This is a genomic window from Corynebacterium confusum (assembly GCF_030408715.1).
Classification (GTDB): domain Bacteria; phylum Actinomycetota; class Actinomycetes; order Mycobacteriales; family Mycobacteriaceae; genus Corynebacterium; species Corynebacterium confusum.
In genome coordinates this window covers 684,174-697,297 of record NZ_CP047202.1, presented here as the reverse complement: position 1 = coordinate 697,297, position 13,124 = coordinate 684,174, and the positions used below count along the sequence as shown (strand labels likewise).

At 69.1% G+C, this 13,124-nt stretch carries 10 protein-coding genes; 4 read left to right on the top strand and 6 right to left on the bottom strand.

Annotated features, from left to right (window positions below; all coding sequences use genetic code 11):
* Positions 1-37: 37 nt before the first annotated feature.
* From CCONF_RS03330 to CCONF_RS03310, 5 genes are all read right to left on the bottom strand, one after another.
* Complete coding sequence (locus CCONF_RS03330) at positions 38-3,322, bottom strand: ATP-dependent helicase (protein ID WP_290225192.1); 3,285 nt, start codon at positions 3,320-3,322, stop codon at positions 38-40.
* A complete protein-coding gene (locus CCONF_RS03325; protein ID WP_290225189.1) occupies positions 3,309-6,524 on the bottom strand; it encodes an ATP-dependent DNA helicase in 3,216 nt (1,071 codons plus the stop codon). Before CCONF_RS03325 ends, CCONF_RS03330 begins: the two co-directional genes overlap by 14 nt.
* A 3-nt stretch (positions 6,525-6,527) precedes the next feature.
* Positions 6,528-7,304 carry a TIGR02569 family protein gene (locus CCONF_RS03320; protein ID WP_290226229.1) on the bottom strand — a complete coding sequence of 259 codons (777 nt, stop codon included), beginning with the start codon at positions 7,302-7,304 and terminating at the stop codon, positions 6,528-6,530.
* A 65-nt stretch (positions 7,305-7,369) separates the two neighbouring features.
* Complete coding sequence (locus CCONF_RS03315; protein WP_290225186.1) at positions 7,370-8,425, bottom strand: DUF3152 domain-containing protein; 1,056 nt, start codon at positions 8,423-8,425, stop codon at positions 7,370-7,372.
* Positions 8,426-8,505: 80 nt separating this feature from the next.
* Positions 8,506-8,730 carry a DUF3107 domain-containing protein gene (locus CCONF_RS03310; RefSeq protein WP_290225184.1) on the bottom strand — a complete coding sequence of 75 codons (225 nt, stop codon included), beginning with the start codon at positions 8,728-8,730 and terminating at the stop codon, positions 8,506-8,508.
* Positions 8,731-8,860: 130 nt separating this feature from the next.
* Between CCONF_RS03310 and CCONF_RS03305 the strand changes: the two genes are divergently transcribed.
* Positions 8,861-10,207, top strand: coding sequence for a DEAD/DEAH box helicase (locus CCONF_RS03305; protein ID WP_290225181.1), 1,347 nt, complete (start codon positions 8,861-8,863; stop codon positions 10,205-10,207).
* Positions 10,204-11,457: an Rv3212 family protein gene (locus CCONF_RS03300; RefSeq protein WP_290225179.1), complete on the top strand. Its 1,254-nt coding sequence runs from the start codon at positions 10,204-10,206 to the stop codon at positions 11,455-11,457. Before CCONF_RS03305 ends, CCONF_RS03300 begins: the two co-directional genes overlap by 4 nt.
* 38 nt (positions 11,458-11,495) lie before the next feature.
* Here CCONF_RS03300 and CCONF_RS03295 read toward each other — a convergent pair whose 3' ends face one another.
* The gene (locus tag CCONF_RS03295; protein WP_290225177.1) at positions 11,496-11,969 is read right to left on the bottom strand and encodes a hypothetical protein; all 474 of its coding nucleotides are present in this window, start codon (positions 11,967-11,969) and stop codon (positions 11,496-11,498) included.
* A gap of 602 nt (positions 11,970-12,571) precedes the next feature.
* Here CCONF_RS03295 and CCONF_RS03290 point away from each other — a divergent pair.
* Entirely contained in the window at positions 12,572-12,832 is a 261-nt protein-coding gene (locus CCONF_RS03290; RefSeq protein ID WP_070769720.1) for a WhiB family transcriptional regulator, read from the top strand.
* A gap of 84 nt (positions 12,833-12,916) precedes the next feature.
* Positions 12,917-12,991, top strand: a complete 75-nt coding sequence (locus CCONF_RS11545) for a 50S ribosomal protein bL37 (RefSeq protein ID WP_100227335.1) — start codon at positions 12,917-12,919, stop codon at positions 12,989-12,991.
* Positions 12,992-13,124 lie beyond the last annotated feature (133 nt).

The window sequence follows — 13,124 nt, the reverse complement described above, 5'->3', positions numbered from 1 at the left end:
CGCAATATTACCGAACTCCCGCGGGACCCACCCGCCCTCACTCGGGGTGCACCGCACCGCTGAGCAGCCGCGCCAGGGCCGGCCCGTCCGGCAGGTGGCGCGGTTCCAGTGTGTAATTATCCGCCACGTAGTGGAAGGCCGCGCGCACGCTGTGCGCCCCAGTCAGCCGGCGCCAGGCCTCGGCGTAGACGGCCAGCTGGATCTGGGCGGCCTGCATGTCCGCGCCCTGCGGCGGTCGGCCCGTCTTCCAGTCCACCACCAGCCAGCTGCCGTCTGGCTCGCGGAAGACCGCGTCGATGCGCCCACGCACCACCGCCCCACCGATGGTGACCTCAAACGGCGCCTCGACGTGCTCCGGCGTACGTTTGGCCCAGTCGCTGTCTAGGAATTTCTCCTTCAGCGTGACCAGGTCCGCGGCTGGGACCGGCTCATCGATGCCGGGCAGCTCGTCCTCGCTCAGCAGCGCCTGGCCGCCGAAGCGCTCCTCCAACCAGGCGTGGAACGCGGTGCCGCGCTTGGCATAAGAATTCGGTTTGAACGGCACCGGGCGGCGCTGCCGGCGGGCAAACTGCACGGGATCCGCGCGCAGGGCCACCAGATCCGAGGCGGTCAGCTCGCCCGGCAGGGCCACTTCCACCACGGGTGCTTGCAGCCCGCGGTATTCCTCAATAAGCGCGCTGGCTTCCGCCTCCCACTGGGCGAAGGCCTCGCCCTCGCTTAGCTCCGGCAGCTGGTCCATGGCCGCGGCCACCCGCCGCGCGCCCTCTTTGGCGCCCGGACGCTGCGGCAGGACCGGGAAGCCGGCGGCCGGGGCCTGCTCGGCGTCGGTGTCCTCGAAGCCCTCGTCCCAGTGCACGACCGCGTCCGGGAACTTATCCCGCAGCAGCTCCAGCTGCTCGTAGACACCCTCGCCGCGCTTGCCGGTGTAACTGCCGGTAACGGTCAGCGTAGATTCGCTGCGCGTCATGGCCACGTAGAAAAGGCGCGCCGCCTCCTGGGCCAGGTGCTCCTTCTTCTCCTGCTTGTAGGCCTCGCAGCCCTTCTCGAAGTCGCTGCGGGTGGCTTCCTTGACCTCTCCCTTGGCGTTCGGCTCCGGCTCGACGACCTCGATATAGTCCTCGTCACCGGGCACGATAGCCGCCTGGGACAGGAAGGTCCCGCCGCGGGTCTGGTAGGAGTTTTTGTCCGCGCGCACCACGCAGACATGCTCCCACTCCAGGCCCTTGGCCTTGTGCGCGGTCAGGATCTGCACCCGGTTGTTGACCTTCGGGACCTCGCCCGGCTCCAGCGCGTTCTCGTGCTCTTTGGCCAGCTCCAGGTAGTCCAGCAGCGCGCCGAGGCCGTCGACCGGCAGGGATCCCACCACGCCGGCGAAGGCGTCCAGGTGCGTGGCCCCGCCCGCCGTGCCGCGGGCTAGGACCTCGGTGCGCAGGTTGAACACCGCCTCGATGTCGGCGAAGAGATCGCCCAGCGGCTTGGACAGGCTATAGGTACGCAGGTAACGCAGCCGGGAGGACAGCTCCTCGATGCGGGCCAGCCCCTCCGGCGTGTAGCGCTCGCGCTCGCCCATGTCCGCGACCGCGTCCGCCAGGCCCAGCACCTGCTCGGGGGCCTGGGCGGTGATGTCGGCCAGCTCCGCGCGCAGCACCGCCTCCGGATCGGCAGGATCCAGCGGCTTCTCCGGTGCCTGGACTGTTGGTTGATCTGTGTTTTGGTAGTTGTTTTGTTCGGTGACCTGGGCCGGGTCCTCTTCGCCGGGGTGGCGCAGGCGGCCGGCCAGGTTGGCCGCGCGCTTGCCCAACGACTGGATGTCCTTCAGGCCGATGCCGCAGGCGGGCCCGGCCAGCACACGCAGGGCCGCGGTGTTGTTCTGCGGCCGGATGAGCATGGTGGCCAGCGCCACCAGGTCCTGGACTTCCGGCTCGAAAAGCAGCCCGCCCAGGCCGGCGATCTCATAGGGCACCCCGGCCTCTTCCAGGGCGCGGGCCACGGGTTGGGCCTGCTTGTTGGTGCGCACCAGCACCGCGGCGCTGAAGTCGCGCTCTGCTTCCTGGGCCGCCGCGTATTTCTCGCGTAGGTGCCCGGCCACGAACTCCATCTCGGCGTCCTCGTTGGCGAAAAAGCCCAGGGAGACCTCGCCGTCGCCGGCGTGATCGTGCGCGCGCAGCGGGTCCACCGGCCGCGGGCCGCCGACGAAGACTGCGTCGGCCACGGCGTTGGCCATCTCCAGCACCTTGCGCGGGTTGCGCCAGGAAATCGTCAGCTGGTCCTTGTCCGCGGGCTCGCCGTTTTCCTGGGGGAAGTCCGTGACGAAGGCCGCGAGGTTTTCCGCGGTGGCCCCGCGCCAGCCGTAGATGGACTGCATGGGATCACCCACCGCCGTCACGGACAGGCCCGGGTGGGGCTCGCCGCCAAAGAGCGCGCGCAGCAGCACGCGCTGGGAGTGGGAGGTGTCCTGGTACTCGTCCAGCAGCACCACCCGGAAGCGGGAGCGCTGCGCCGCGCCGACCGCCGGGTGCGCCGCGGCCAGCTTCGCGGCCACGGCCATCTGTTCGCCGAAGGTGACCACGGCCTGGTCCCGCTGCGCTTGCTGCAGGGCCTCGACCAGTTCCAGGTAGTCCACGCGCACCTGCTGGGTGTCCAGGTAGCCTTCCAGTTTCTTGGAATACTCGCCCTTGGTGCGCGGGCCCTTGGGTAGGTCGTCGACCTCGGCGCGGAAGTCCTTGGCGTGCTGGCGGATATCGTCCGGGTCCGCCAGCACGTTGTCCATGGCGGAGACCAATTTCACCAGCTGCTCCGTGACGGTGCCGACCTGGCTGGTGCTGGACAGGCGGCCGGTGTAGTTGGTGACCACCTCGTGGGCCAGGGCGAAGCGCTCGGCGTCGGTGATGATCCGCGCGCCTGGCTCCACCGGCACCAAGAGCCCGTACTCGCGGACCAAGTCCCCGGCGTAGGAGTCGTAGGTGGCCACCTTCGGCGCGATGGTCTCCAGGGCGTCGGCCACCGGCGAGCCCGGCGGGAACATGCCGGTCTCCCGCAGCTGCACCAGCGCCCGGCGGATGCGGTTTTCCAGCTGCAGGGCGGCCTTCTTGGTAAACGTTAGCCCCAGGATCTCCTCGGGGCGGATCACCCCGTTGGCCACCAGGGAGACCACTCGGGAGGCCATGGTTTCCGTCTTGCCGGCGCCGGCGCCGGCAACCACCAGCTTCGGCCCCAGCGGGCTGTCGATGACCTGGGCCTGCTCCGGGCTGGGCGGGAATTTCTTGCCCAGCGACGCGGCCAGCACGTCCGGGCTCAAGTGGGGGTAATTAGCCTTCGTCATCGGTGGTCATCCTTCCTTCCGGCTGCACCGGGCAGATGGGCTTAATCCGGCAGAACGTACAACTATCGCTAATGCGCGCGGTCACGGTCGGCCCGCGCTGCTCGGCCACCAGGTCGGGCAGCTGCGCGGCGAATTCCTCCAGGGCCTCATCGCCCCAGGCGCTCTGGTAGCGGCCCGGCACCGACTTGTTCGACGAGGCCGGGTAGAACAGCACCCCGCCCTCGCGCGGCAGGCCGTGGCCGCTGGCGACCTTGACCCCGCTGGGGTTGTGGGCGCTGGCGTCCTCGGTGACCACCTCGCCCTGGGACAGGGCCAGCTGGTAGGTCGCCAGCTGGGGGTTGTCCTCCGCGGCCTGGACCGAGGGCACGGAGCTGCCCGTCTTGAGATCCACCACGCGGTAGCCTTCGGCGGACTTGTCCAGGCGGTCGATGCGCCCGGAGATGCGCACGCCGTTGTCCAGCCGCACGTCGACGGGCACCTCGGTGCCCACGGCCGTGAAGTTCACGTTCGCCTCCGCGACCCAGCTCTGGGTGCGCTGCAGCAGCTCCGCGAAGGACTCCGCCTCCGAGGCGCGCTTCCAGGCCGGCGAGTTTTGGATGCTACTAAAGGCGGCCAGCGACAGCTCGTGGGCCAGGGCGGGGCCCAGCCCCCGGCCAATGGCCTCCAGGAAGGCGTGCGCCAGGCTGCCGCGCAGCATGGCCATCTGGTTGTCCGGTTCCTCTTCCAGGCTGGAGAGCACCGCGTGCAGCGGGCACTGCATGAGCGCTTCCACCTTGGACGGCGACAGCGCCGGCCGCGGGTTAAGCTCCGGGCTGCTGGCCACCTCGCGGGCGGCCCACCACTGCTGCGGCTCGGCGCCTGGGACCCCGGCCGCGGCCAGCCGCGCGAGCTGCCGGGCGGCCTGTTCGCGGGCGGATTCGATCTGCTCGGCGTCGCTGACGACCCGACGCAGCGCCGCCACGAAGACCGGCACGGACAGCACCGAGACCTGCAGCGGATCCACCTCTGCCCCGTCTGGCTGCTCCTGGGGGCCTACCGGCAGGGCGCTGGGCACGGGCTGCGGGTGGGACTCGGCGGCCGGTTCGGGGACGGTCAGGCCCAGCTCCTTGGGCCACACGCTCGCGCGCAGGCGGCGAGTGGCCGCGCGGCGGGCGAACAGGGCCGGGAAGTTGATGGCCGGGGTCGCGAAATCCGCGATGAACCGGGAGGGCTCCTGGACCTGTTCGGCATCGGGGGCATCGATAGCCACGACCAGCAGGCGGGATGTGTGCCGGGTGGTGGCCACGTGGAAGAGGCGGCGCTCCTCGTGCAGGCGCTCGCGCAGGTGGCTGACCGGAACGTCCGGGTCGATGCCCTCGTCCACCAAGTCGACCAGGTCCGCCTGGTCAAAGATGGTGCCGGTCTCCCCCAGCGACGGCCACTCGGTCTCCTGGGCGCCGACCACGACCACGGTGTCGAACTCGCGGCCCACCGCGCCGTGGGCGGTCAGGATGTTGACCGCCTCCGGGGTAGCGTTGCGCCTGTCGCGCACGCCAGTGGGCAGTTCCTGCTCGGTGATGTGACGGACGAAGGTCTCCAGGCCGGCGCCCGGGTAGCGCTCCACGAAGTCGCCGGCGGCGTCGAAGAGAGCCATCATGGCATCCAAGTCCCGGTCCGCCTGGGAGCCGGTCGCGCCGCCGCGCAGGGCGGCTGCTTGCAGGCGCTCGGCCAGGCCCGTGGCGTTCCACATGGCCCACAGGATCTCCTCCACGCTGGCGCCGGCTGCGGCCTGCTCCACGCCCGCGCCCAGCACGCCGCGCACGCGCTCCAGCACGGCGACTTCCCGCTCGGTTAGCAGGTCGCCGAAGTCCGGTAGCGGGCCGGTCAGCAGCTCCCGCAGGGTCTCCAGGCCGCGCTGGGTGGGATTCCAGCGCCGCAGGCCGCGGATGAGCCGGCGCAGGGTGACCGGGTCCGCTCCGCCGATGGGCCCGGTCATGAGCTCTTCCAGCTGCGCGGTGCGCAGGGGCTGGTAGACCGCCTCGAGTGCCTGGACCATCGCCGCGACGAGGCGCTGCTCGGCCAGCACCACATCCGTGGGGTTTAAGTGCACGGGCACGCCGGCGGCCAGCAGGCCCCGGCGCAGCGGGGTGATATCCGCGACCGAGCGCACGATGACGGCGATATCGCGCCAGTCCACCCCGTCGCTTAGGTGGCGGCGGCGGATGGCGTCGGCCACCGAGGCCTGCTGCTGGGCCGCGGTGGACACGATGTCCAGGCAGGCCGGCTCCGGCTGCCGCTGCGCAGCGCCCAGGTCGATCTGGTGCTCAGCGTCCAGTTCGTCGAAAAAACGGGTGTTGGCGCCGCGGAAGGCGAAGACCGCCTGCTCCGGGTCGCCGCCCACCACGGCGAGCTTCGCCTGCGCGATGATAAGGCTAAGCAGCTCGCCGGAGGCCGGCGCCAAGAGTTGCGCGTCGTCGACGACGATGGTGTGCCATTGGCCGAAATCCAGCTGCCCGGCGCGCAGGAGCACCTGGCTGACCAGCTCCGCGGCCGAGTAGGAATGCGCGCCGCTGAGCGCCATGACCTGTTCGTATTCCTCCAGGAATTCCCCGGCGGCAGTCCACATGGGGCGGGAGTGTTCGCGGCCTTTTTCGCGCAGGGATTCCGGCGACTGGCCGCGCTCGATGGCGCGCAGCAGGAAGTCGCGCAGCTGCCGGGCAAAGCCGACCATGCCCAACGCCGGGCGGATTTCCTCCGGCCAGTTGGCCCCGCCGGCGGCGGCGTGGCCTTCCAGCAGCTCGCGGATGACGGCGTCTTGTTCCGCGCCTGTGATAAGGCGCAGGTCTTCGTCGCTGGCCTGGCGCAGGAGCGAAAACGCCAGCGAGTGTACCGAACGCACGAGCGCCGCCGAGGAGGCGTAGTCGCCCAGGTGCACCGAGATTTCCCGCCGCAGCGCCGCCGCGGATTCCTTGGAGGAGCTGACCACCAGCACCCCGGCCGGGTCCGCCCCGGAGCGCAAAACGTTCAGGACGGTGTCCACCAAAAAGCTGCTCACGCCAGCCCCGGCCTGGCCGGTCACCTTCCATACCCCGCGCTCCGGCAGGGGGTGCGGCCACTCGCGGGCGCCGGCGGGCTTCTCGCCGGCCACGAGGCGCACCTCGGGCGAGGGCGGGAGGACTACGCCGCTGCGGGCGGTGTCATGGGGGTCATAGCGTCCGGTCATGCCCTAAAGTTTGGCACACACGCGGGACACGAGCATCTGCTCCACCCGCTGGATCTCCGAACGTACGTTCACGCGCGAATCCTCGTGCAGGGAGTTCACGTGGCGGCGGTAGGCCGCCGCGCGCAGCAGCAGCTGGTCGAGTCCCTCGATGTGGTCGAAACGATCGCAGATAGCGTCATCCACCGCGCGGTTGATCAGCCCGTCGACAATCACCAGGGCCGTCGTGTAGCCCTTCGGCCGGGGCGCGGCGGTGGGTACGACCTCCACGATGGCCGGCGGGTTGTGGCCGGAATACAGCGTGGTGGCCAGCAGGTCGGCGTGCCCGACCACCCGCGGCAGGCCGGAAAGGTCCGCGTAGTACTCGCTGGTTTCCTCCCAGGCCGCCCGCTCGGCCTGGGCGAAGACGTCCGTGCGGCTTTCCGCGGTGCCGGCGAAAGGCACCGAATAATCCGCCAGCGCGGCCTCCAGGCGCCCGGCCAGCAGCGCCGTCTCGTCGACGCGCTTTTCCAAGTCCCCGGCCACGAACTGGGTCGCCTTCCAGCCGGCGACGGTGTATCGCCCGTCCGTGGTCAGCAGGGGGCGGGCCACCCGCGCCCCCGGCACGCTGAGCTTCTCGCGCACCCGGGCCGACCAGGTGGCCGTGTCAGAGGCGAGCGCGTAGACCACGTCACCTACGCGCAGGCCGTTGTCCCAGGCATAGCCCAGCTGGTCGGGCTGGCCCACGGCCGGACGGCCGCTGCTGCGGAATGCGCTTAAGACATGCTCCGGGGGGTTAGAAATCACGTCCGGCTCCTTCACTCGGTTCGGGTTGGGGTTACGTCTTTGGTTGAGGTGTTTAGCGGTGTTTAGTCGTGGCGTCCCTTGCCGTGGCCCGGGTCGTGGGGGTCTTCGACACCCGGGACCGGGTAGGGCCACGGGTTCGGCTCGCAGGTGACGTCCTCGTCCGGGTAGACCTCGTCCGGGGCCTCGGCGTGCAGGGCCTTGTTGTTCAGTGAGATGGTCTGCTGCATCATCACCGGCGCCATCTTGCCCTCGCCCCCGCAGGCCTGGTGCTCGGCGTAGCCGATGGCGTGGCCGAATTCGTGGTTGATGAGGTACTGGCGGTAGTTGCCCACATCGCCCTCGAAGGCGCGGGAGCCGCGCACCCAGCGCGACTCGTTGACCACCACGGTCGAGTCCCCGGTGATCGTGGTGTGGCAGGAGGTCTCCATGCTCAGCTGCGCGCCGCAGAGCTCGGCGGTGGTCTCCAGGGAGGTCAGCTGGAAGCGGGTGTCCGGGTCTTCGTCGGCGCCCACGTGGACGAACTTGAAGGCCGGGTCGTTGGTCCAGCCGCGCGGGTCGGACAGGGTGGCATCCACCATGCTGGCGAAGGCGGCGTCGCCGCCGTAGCTGGAGGTGTCGATGCCGTTTTCAATCTCCACCGAGTAGCGCACGGTGCGCACCTCTCCCTCCCCGACGTCCAGGCCTGGCGTGCCGACCTCGCGGTAGGTCTTTTCGCCGGCGCGGGTGAATTCGCCGCCCGGCGGCAGCTGGTCGATAGCGCCTTGGACGTCGCCGGCATCCGCCGGGTCGGGGCCTACGGCCGTGGCGTCGTGGCCGGCCGTGGCGCTGTCTTGTTCCTGGGCGCGCGGGGAGCCGGCCTCCTCGCTAGGGCCGGTAAAGAGGTCGATTAGCACCCAGACGGTGATGATCGCCAGGACTGGGATGGCCACCACGCGCCACCAGCCGTAGTCCGCGGCGAAGCGCTGTACCGCCCCGCCGGCGCCGCCGCGGTTGTCCGCGGCGCCATGGCGGGCGGTTTCGGACAGGCCGGAATCCCCGGCCCAGCTGCGCTGGTCGTTCTCACCGCGCGGCTCGGCGCGGCGGTGGTGCCGGGGTTGTGGAAATTCCGAATTCTCCATGGCCCTTAAGGTTACCCGGTGCCCGCCGGCGCGCCGAATGCGGGCGGCCGAGACTAAGGCCCCGGGCAGCGGTGGGAAAACTAGGCGCCGGCGAAGCCGACGGCGTGCGGCTTAACCGCGCCGATCTCGACGTAGACGACGCGGTCGGTGCGCACCAGGTACTTGCGGCCCTTCTCATCGGTCAGCTCCAGGGTGGAGTTGTCCGCCAGGGCGGCGTTGATGCGCTGGGCCAGCTCGTCCTGGGTGCCTTCGGCGTTGATGACCAGTTCCCGGGCCGTATCCGCGAAACCAAACTTGATATCCATGGGGTGAATAATCCGCCTTTCTGTGTCTTCTTCGTCTGCGGCGCACCGCGGTGCGCCAATTCCTGCTGTTTGAGCGCGAAGCCAAACAATCTAATGGCCCCACTATAACCGTGACGGTTAGTATCGAGGTGTGTCTGACTCGCAAACGCCTTCCACCGTACCGCCGACCCCGACGTTTTCTCGCCTAGGTGTGGCCGCCGAGATCTGCGATGCCCTGGCCGCCCAGGGCATTACCCACACCTTCGCCATCCAGGAGCTCACGCTGCCGCTGGCGCTCAAGGGCGCCGACATCATCGGCCAGGCGCGCACCGGCATGGGCAAGACCTTAGGCTTCGGGGTCCCTCTGCTCGACCGGGTCTTCGACGACGCGGCCTTGCCAGAGTGGGACGGCACCCCGCACGCCCTGGTCGTAGTCCCCACCCGCGAGTTGGCTCAGCAGGTCGGCGAGGATCTGCGAGCGGCGGCGGCCAACCTGCCGCTACGCGTGGTCACCGTCTTCGGCGGGCGGCCCTATGCCGAGCAGATCGCCGAGTTGGAACGCGGCGCGGACGTCGTGGTCGGCACCCCGGGCCGCCTGCTGGATCTGCACTCCCAGCACCACCTGCGCTTGGACGCGGTGGCCATCCTGGTCCTGGACGAGGCAGACGAGATGCTGGACCTGGGCTTTTTGCCCGATATCGAAAAGCTCGCCGCCGCGGTGTCCGGCAGCCTGCAGCAGACGATGTTGTTCTCGGCGACCATGCCGGGGGCCATCTTGTCGTTGGCCCGCGGCTTCATGGACAAGCCGGTGCACATCCGCGCCGAGTCCGGCGAGGCCGACCAGACCCACGCCTCGACCAAGAAAATCAGCTTCCTGGCCCACCGCATGGACAAGCTCGCTGTGCTCTCCCGTGCGCTGCAGGCCCGCGGGCGCGGCCGGACCATCATTTTTACCCGCACCAAGCGCTCGGCCGCCCAGGTGGCCGAGGACCTGGCCCAGCGCGGCTTCGCCGTGGCCGCCGTGCACGGGGACATGGGCCAGACCGCCCGCGAGCGCTCCCTGGAAGCCTTCCGCTCCGGCGCGGTCTCGACGCTGGTGGCCACGGACGTGGCCGCGCGCGGCATCGATATCGACGACGTCACCCACGTCGTCAACTACCAGGTCCCGGACGATCCGCAGACCTTTGTCCACCGCATCGGCCGCACCGGGCGCGCCGGCCACACCGGCACCGCCATCACCCTGGTCGGCTACGACGAGCAGGCCAAGTGGGAGACTATCGATGCCGAGCTGGATCTCGGCCAGCACGACCTGCCCACCTGGTTTAGCACCTCCCCGGAGCTGGCCGAGGCCCTGGACTTTCCTGCCGAGGCCGGCGAGTCGGTCGGTCCGGCCCGCGCCGTGGTGGGCGGGGATCGCAAGCGCCCCGGGCGCGAGCGCGGCTCTGGGCGCCCGCGCCGCCCGCGGACTCATTCCCGCGGCCGGGGCCGGAAGCGATGAGCCGCGCGGTGGTGCTGCGCGCCTCCCGCCGCGACTGGGTGCTCACGGCGGTTATCGCGGTGGTCTGCGTCGTCGCGGTGGTCGGCGCCTATTTTTCCAGCTCTTTAAGGGCCGCGGACCTGCAGCCGGCCGACGAGGCAGTGCCGGAACTGCCCGCCACGTTAGCGGAGATCCCCGCGCAGGTGACGCCTGCCTTCGAGCTGGCCAACGGGGCTGCCCCGCGGAACTCGGCCGGGGTCCAGCCCATCGCCACCAACGGGCTGATCATCGCCGCCGATGGGGACGCCGTCCGCGCCGTCGATGCCGAAGGCCACGAGGTCTGGTCCTATACCCGCACCGATGCCCCGCTGTGCAGCCTGGCTACGGCCTGGGACAAGGTGGTTGCCACCTACCGCACCTCGGTCGGCTGCGGTGACACCGTGGCTATCGATGCCACCACGGGCCAGTACTCGGGCACCCGCAGCGCGCTGAGCTCGGAGGAGACCGTTCCGATCAGCTCCAACGACCGAGTGGGCACCGCCTCCACCGACCGCGTCGAGCTGTGGCGCTCCGACATGGTGCGCACGGTGGAATACGGCGAGATTCCCGCCCCGCAGGAGGCCAAGACGCAGCCGCACCCGGAGTGCACCATCAACTCGGCGCTGACCCGAACCGAGCTGCTGGTCGTCTCGGAGACCTGCCCGCAAGCCAACAACCGGGACTTCCTGCGCTTCCAGACCACGGAGCCGGAGGATTCCCGCGAGCCGGACGTTAACGCCACCGCCGAGGTCGAGGCCGCCTCCGCCCGGCTGGTCGCCGTCGGCCAGTCCGCGGCCACCGTCTACGCGGAAGGTGACAATCCCGAGCTCATTTCCTTTAGCGACGACGGCACCGTCACGCACCGGCAGGCCGTCCCCTCCTCGCCGGCGGTGAGCGAGTCCCCCACGCTGTTTCAGCCCGCGACCGCGGACCTGCCGCACCACATGACCTGGTTCGACGGCACCCGCCTGTACCTTTTCAGCCCCAACGAGCTCAAGGTCACCCGCGTTGTCGAGGGCGCGCTCGGCACCGGCGCTGCCATCGGCGACCGCCTGCTGGTGCCCACCGCGGAGGGCATCGCCGTCTACGACTGGAAGACCGGCGAGACGGAGCGGACCCTACCGGTCGACCGCGGCTCCTACCGCGGCCCGGTGCACCTAGCAGTCGCCGGCACCAACCTGGTCGAGGCCCGCGGCGGGCAGCTGGTGGCCCTGCAGGCCGCGCCGGCCTAGCTGCCCGAGCCTAGCGACGCGGGCCTTTAAGGCCCGCCCTAAAAGTTCTGCTGGAACCATTCCTGCGAGATGGGGTTGACCATCAGCAGGTAGATGCCCGCCAGCGCGGAGACCAGCGTGGCGATGCCCAGGGCGATGGCCCCGCCGGAAAACATCTGGAAGGAGCTGGCGGCCAGGATGAACTGCACCAGCAGCACCGCACCGCGGCCCCACTTGCGGCCGCGGGTCATGGCGATAGCGCTCACGATGACGAAGCCGAAGACTATGAAGATGAAGATGGCGGTGCCCAGGCCCAGGTAGTCGGTCGCGGCGGCCTCGGAGACCAGCGACGGGTTTTCCGGGTGGGTGACTTCGTGCACGATCAAAAAGATGCCGAAGATGATGACGGCGATGGACTGAACGATGCCGATCCCGGCCCCCAGGCGGACCGTGGCCGGGGCACCCAGCCCACCGGCGCGGCCGGCCGAGTTGCGGGCGCCAGAAGCAGCGGATGTCGATTTCTTAGAGCTCACGGCGCTTAGTCTACGTTTTCCCGCCCCCACGACTCCACTCACCGTCGCCGCCCGGCACTTAAAAGAGCCTTCGCCCGCCGTAATGTTAACCGCGTTGGCTAGGGAGATTTCCAACCCACAGTCCACCGCGCTCGGGTGTGGTCGGCCGATCCGGATTTGACCTAGACATACCTTAGGTATTTAGCAGACAAACACTGTCCGCGCAGGCCAGCGCGTTTTCGCTACCTGTCAGCTGCCTGAAATTCGGCAGAAGCTCCCCAAGCCACCGACATATAATTCGGTGATGTTGGCCACAATCTAGCCTTTAACCCTAGCGAAGTCTTTGTAAACGTGTCATTATCTTCAGGTAGCAAAAAGACGAGCTGCTTAACCAGCTCCAAACTCTGCGCCAACGCAGAGTGAACGCCAGGTAAACCATGGCGGCAAGCGGAAGACTGACCTCGAGACCAGACACCCCGCGTTGCAGACCGGTCCTGGCACGCAAACCCCATGACATTAGGGCTTGGCTCTGATTTTCGGTGCGCCATTTTTTGGTTGCTCCCGAATTCGGTTCCAAGTACCGGTGTTAAACGCTGTCGAAATTTTGTTAGGAGACATCAATCATGGATTGGCGCCACGAAGCAATTTGCCGCGACGAGGACCCCGAGCTGTTCTTCCCGGTCGGTAACTCCGGCCCCGCCCTCACCCAGATCGCCAAGGCCAAGCTGGTCTGCAACCGCTGCCCCGTTTCCTCCCAGTGCCTGAAGTGGGCCCTGGAGTCCGGCCAGGACGCCGGCGTGTGGGGCGGCCTGTCCGAGGAGGAGCGCCGCGCCCTGAAGCGCCGCCGCAACCGTGGCCGCGGACGCGCCCGCGTCTCCGCCTAAAGTAGGGCAATTTCGCCCCCGGCGTTGCCTGCCGCTACAGTTATTACCAGTTCATCTAACCGCTCTCTGCAAAGGAGTACCACCATGAGCAAGCGTGGCCGTAAGCGTAAGGATCGCCGGAAGAAGTCCGCTAACCGCGGCAAGCGTCCTAACGCATAATCACAGCTAAAAACACCGAGCCCGCCGCAGCGGGGATAACGCCTCGAAGCGTTAGACCCCGTCGCGGCGGGCTTGTTGTATCTTGGTCTCCCCCGCCGGCTCACCGGGACACGGACAGCGCCGGCGCGGGGAG

What these genes read in the sequence shown, in the direction of transcription:
- CCONF_RS03300 (WP_290225179.1), top strand. Translation starts at nt 10,204, where the DNA reads ATGAGCCGCGCGGTGGTGCTGCGCGCCTCCCGCCGCGACTGGGTGCTC.
- CCONF_RS03330 (WP_290225192.1), bottom strand. Translation starts at nt 3,322, where the DNA reads ATGACGAAGGCTAATTACCCCCACTTGAGCCCGGACGTGCTGGCCGCG.
- CCONF_RS03325 (WP_290225189.1), bottom strand. Translation starts at nt 6,524, where the DNA reads ATGACCGGACGCTATGACCCCCATGACACCGCCCGCAGCGGCGTAGTC.
- CCONF_RS03310 (WP_290225184.1), bottom strand. Translation starts at nt 8,730, where the DNA reads ATGGATATCAAGTTTGGTTTCGCGGATACGGCCCGGGAACTGGTCATC.
- CCONF_RS03315 (WP_290225186.1), bottom strand. Translation starts at nt 8,425, where the DNA reads ATGGAGAATTCGGAATTTCCACAACCCCGGCACCACCGCCGCGCCGAG.
- CCONF_RS03290 (WP_070769720.1), top strand. Translation starts at nt 12,572, where the DNA reads ATGGATTGGCGCCACGAAGCAATTTGCCGCGACGAGGACCCCGAGCTG.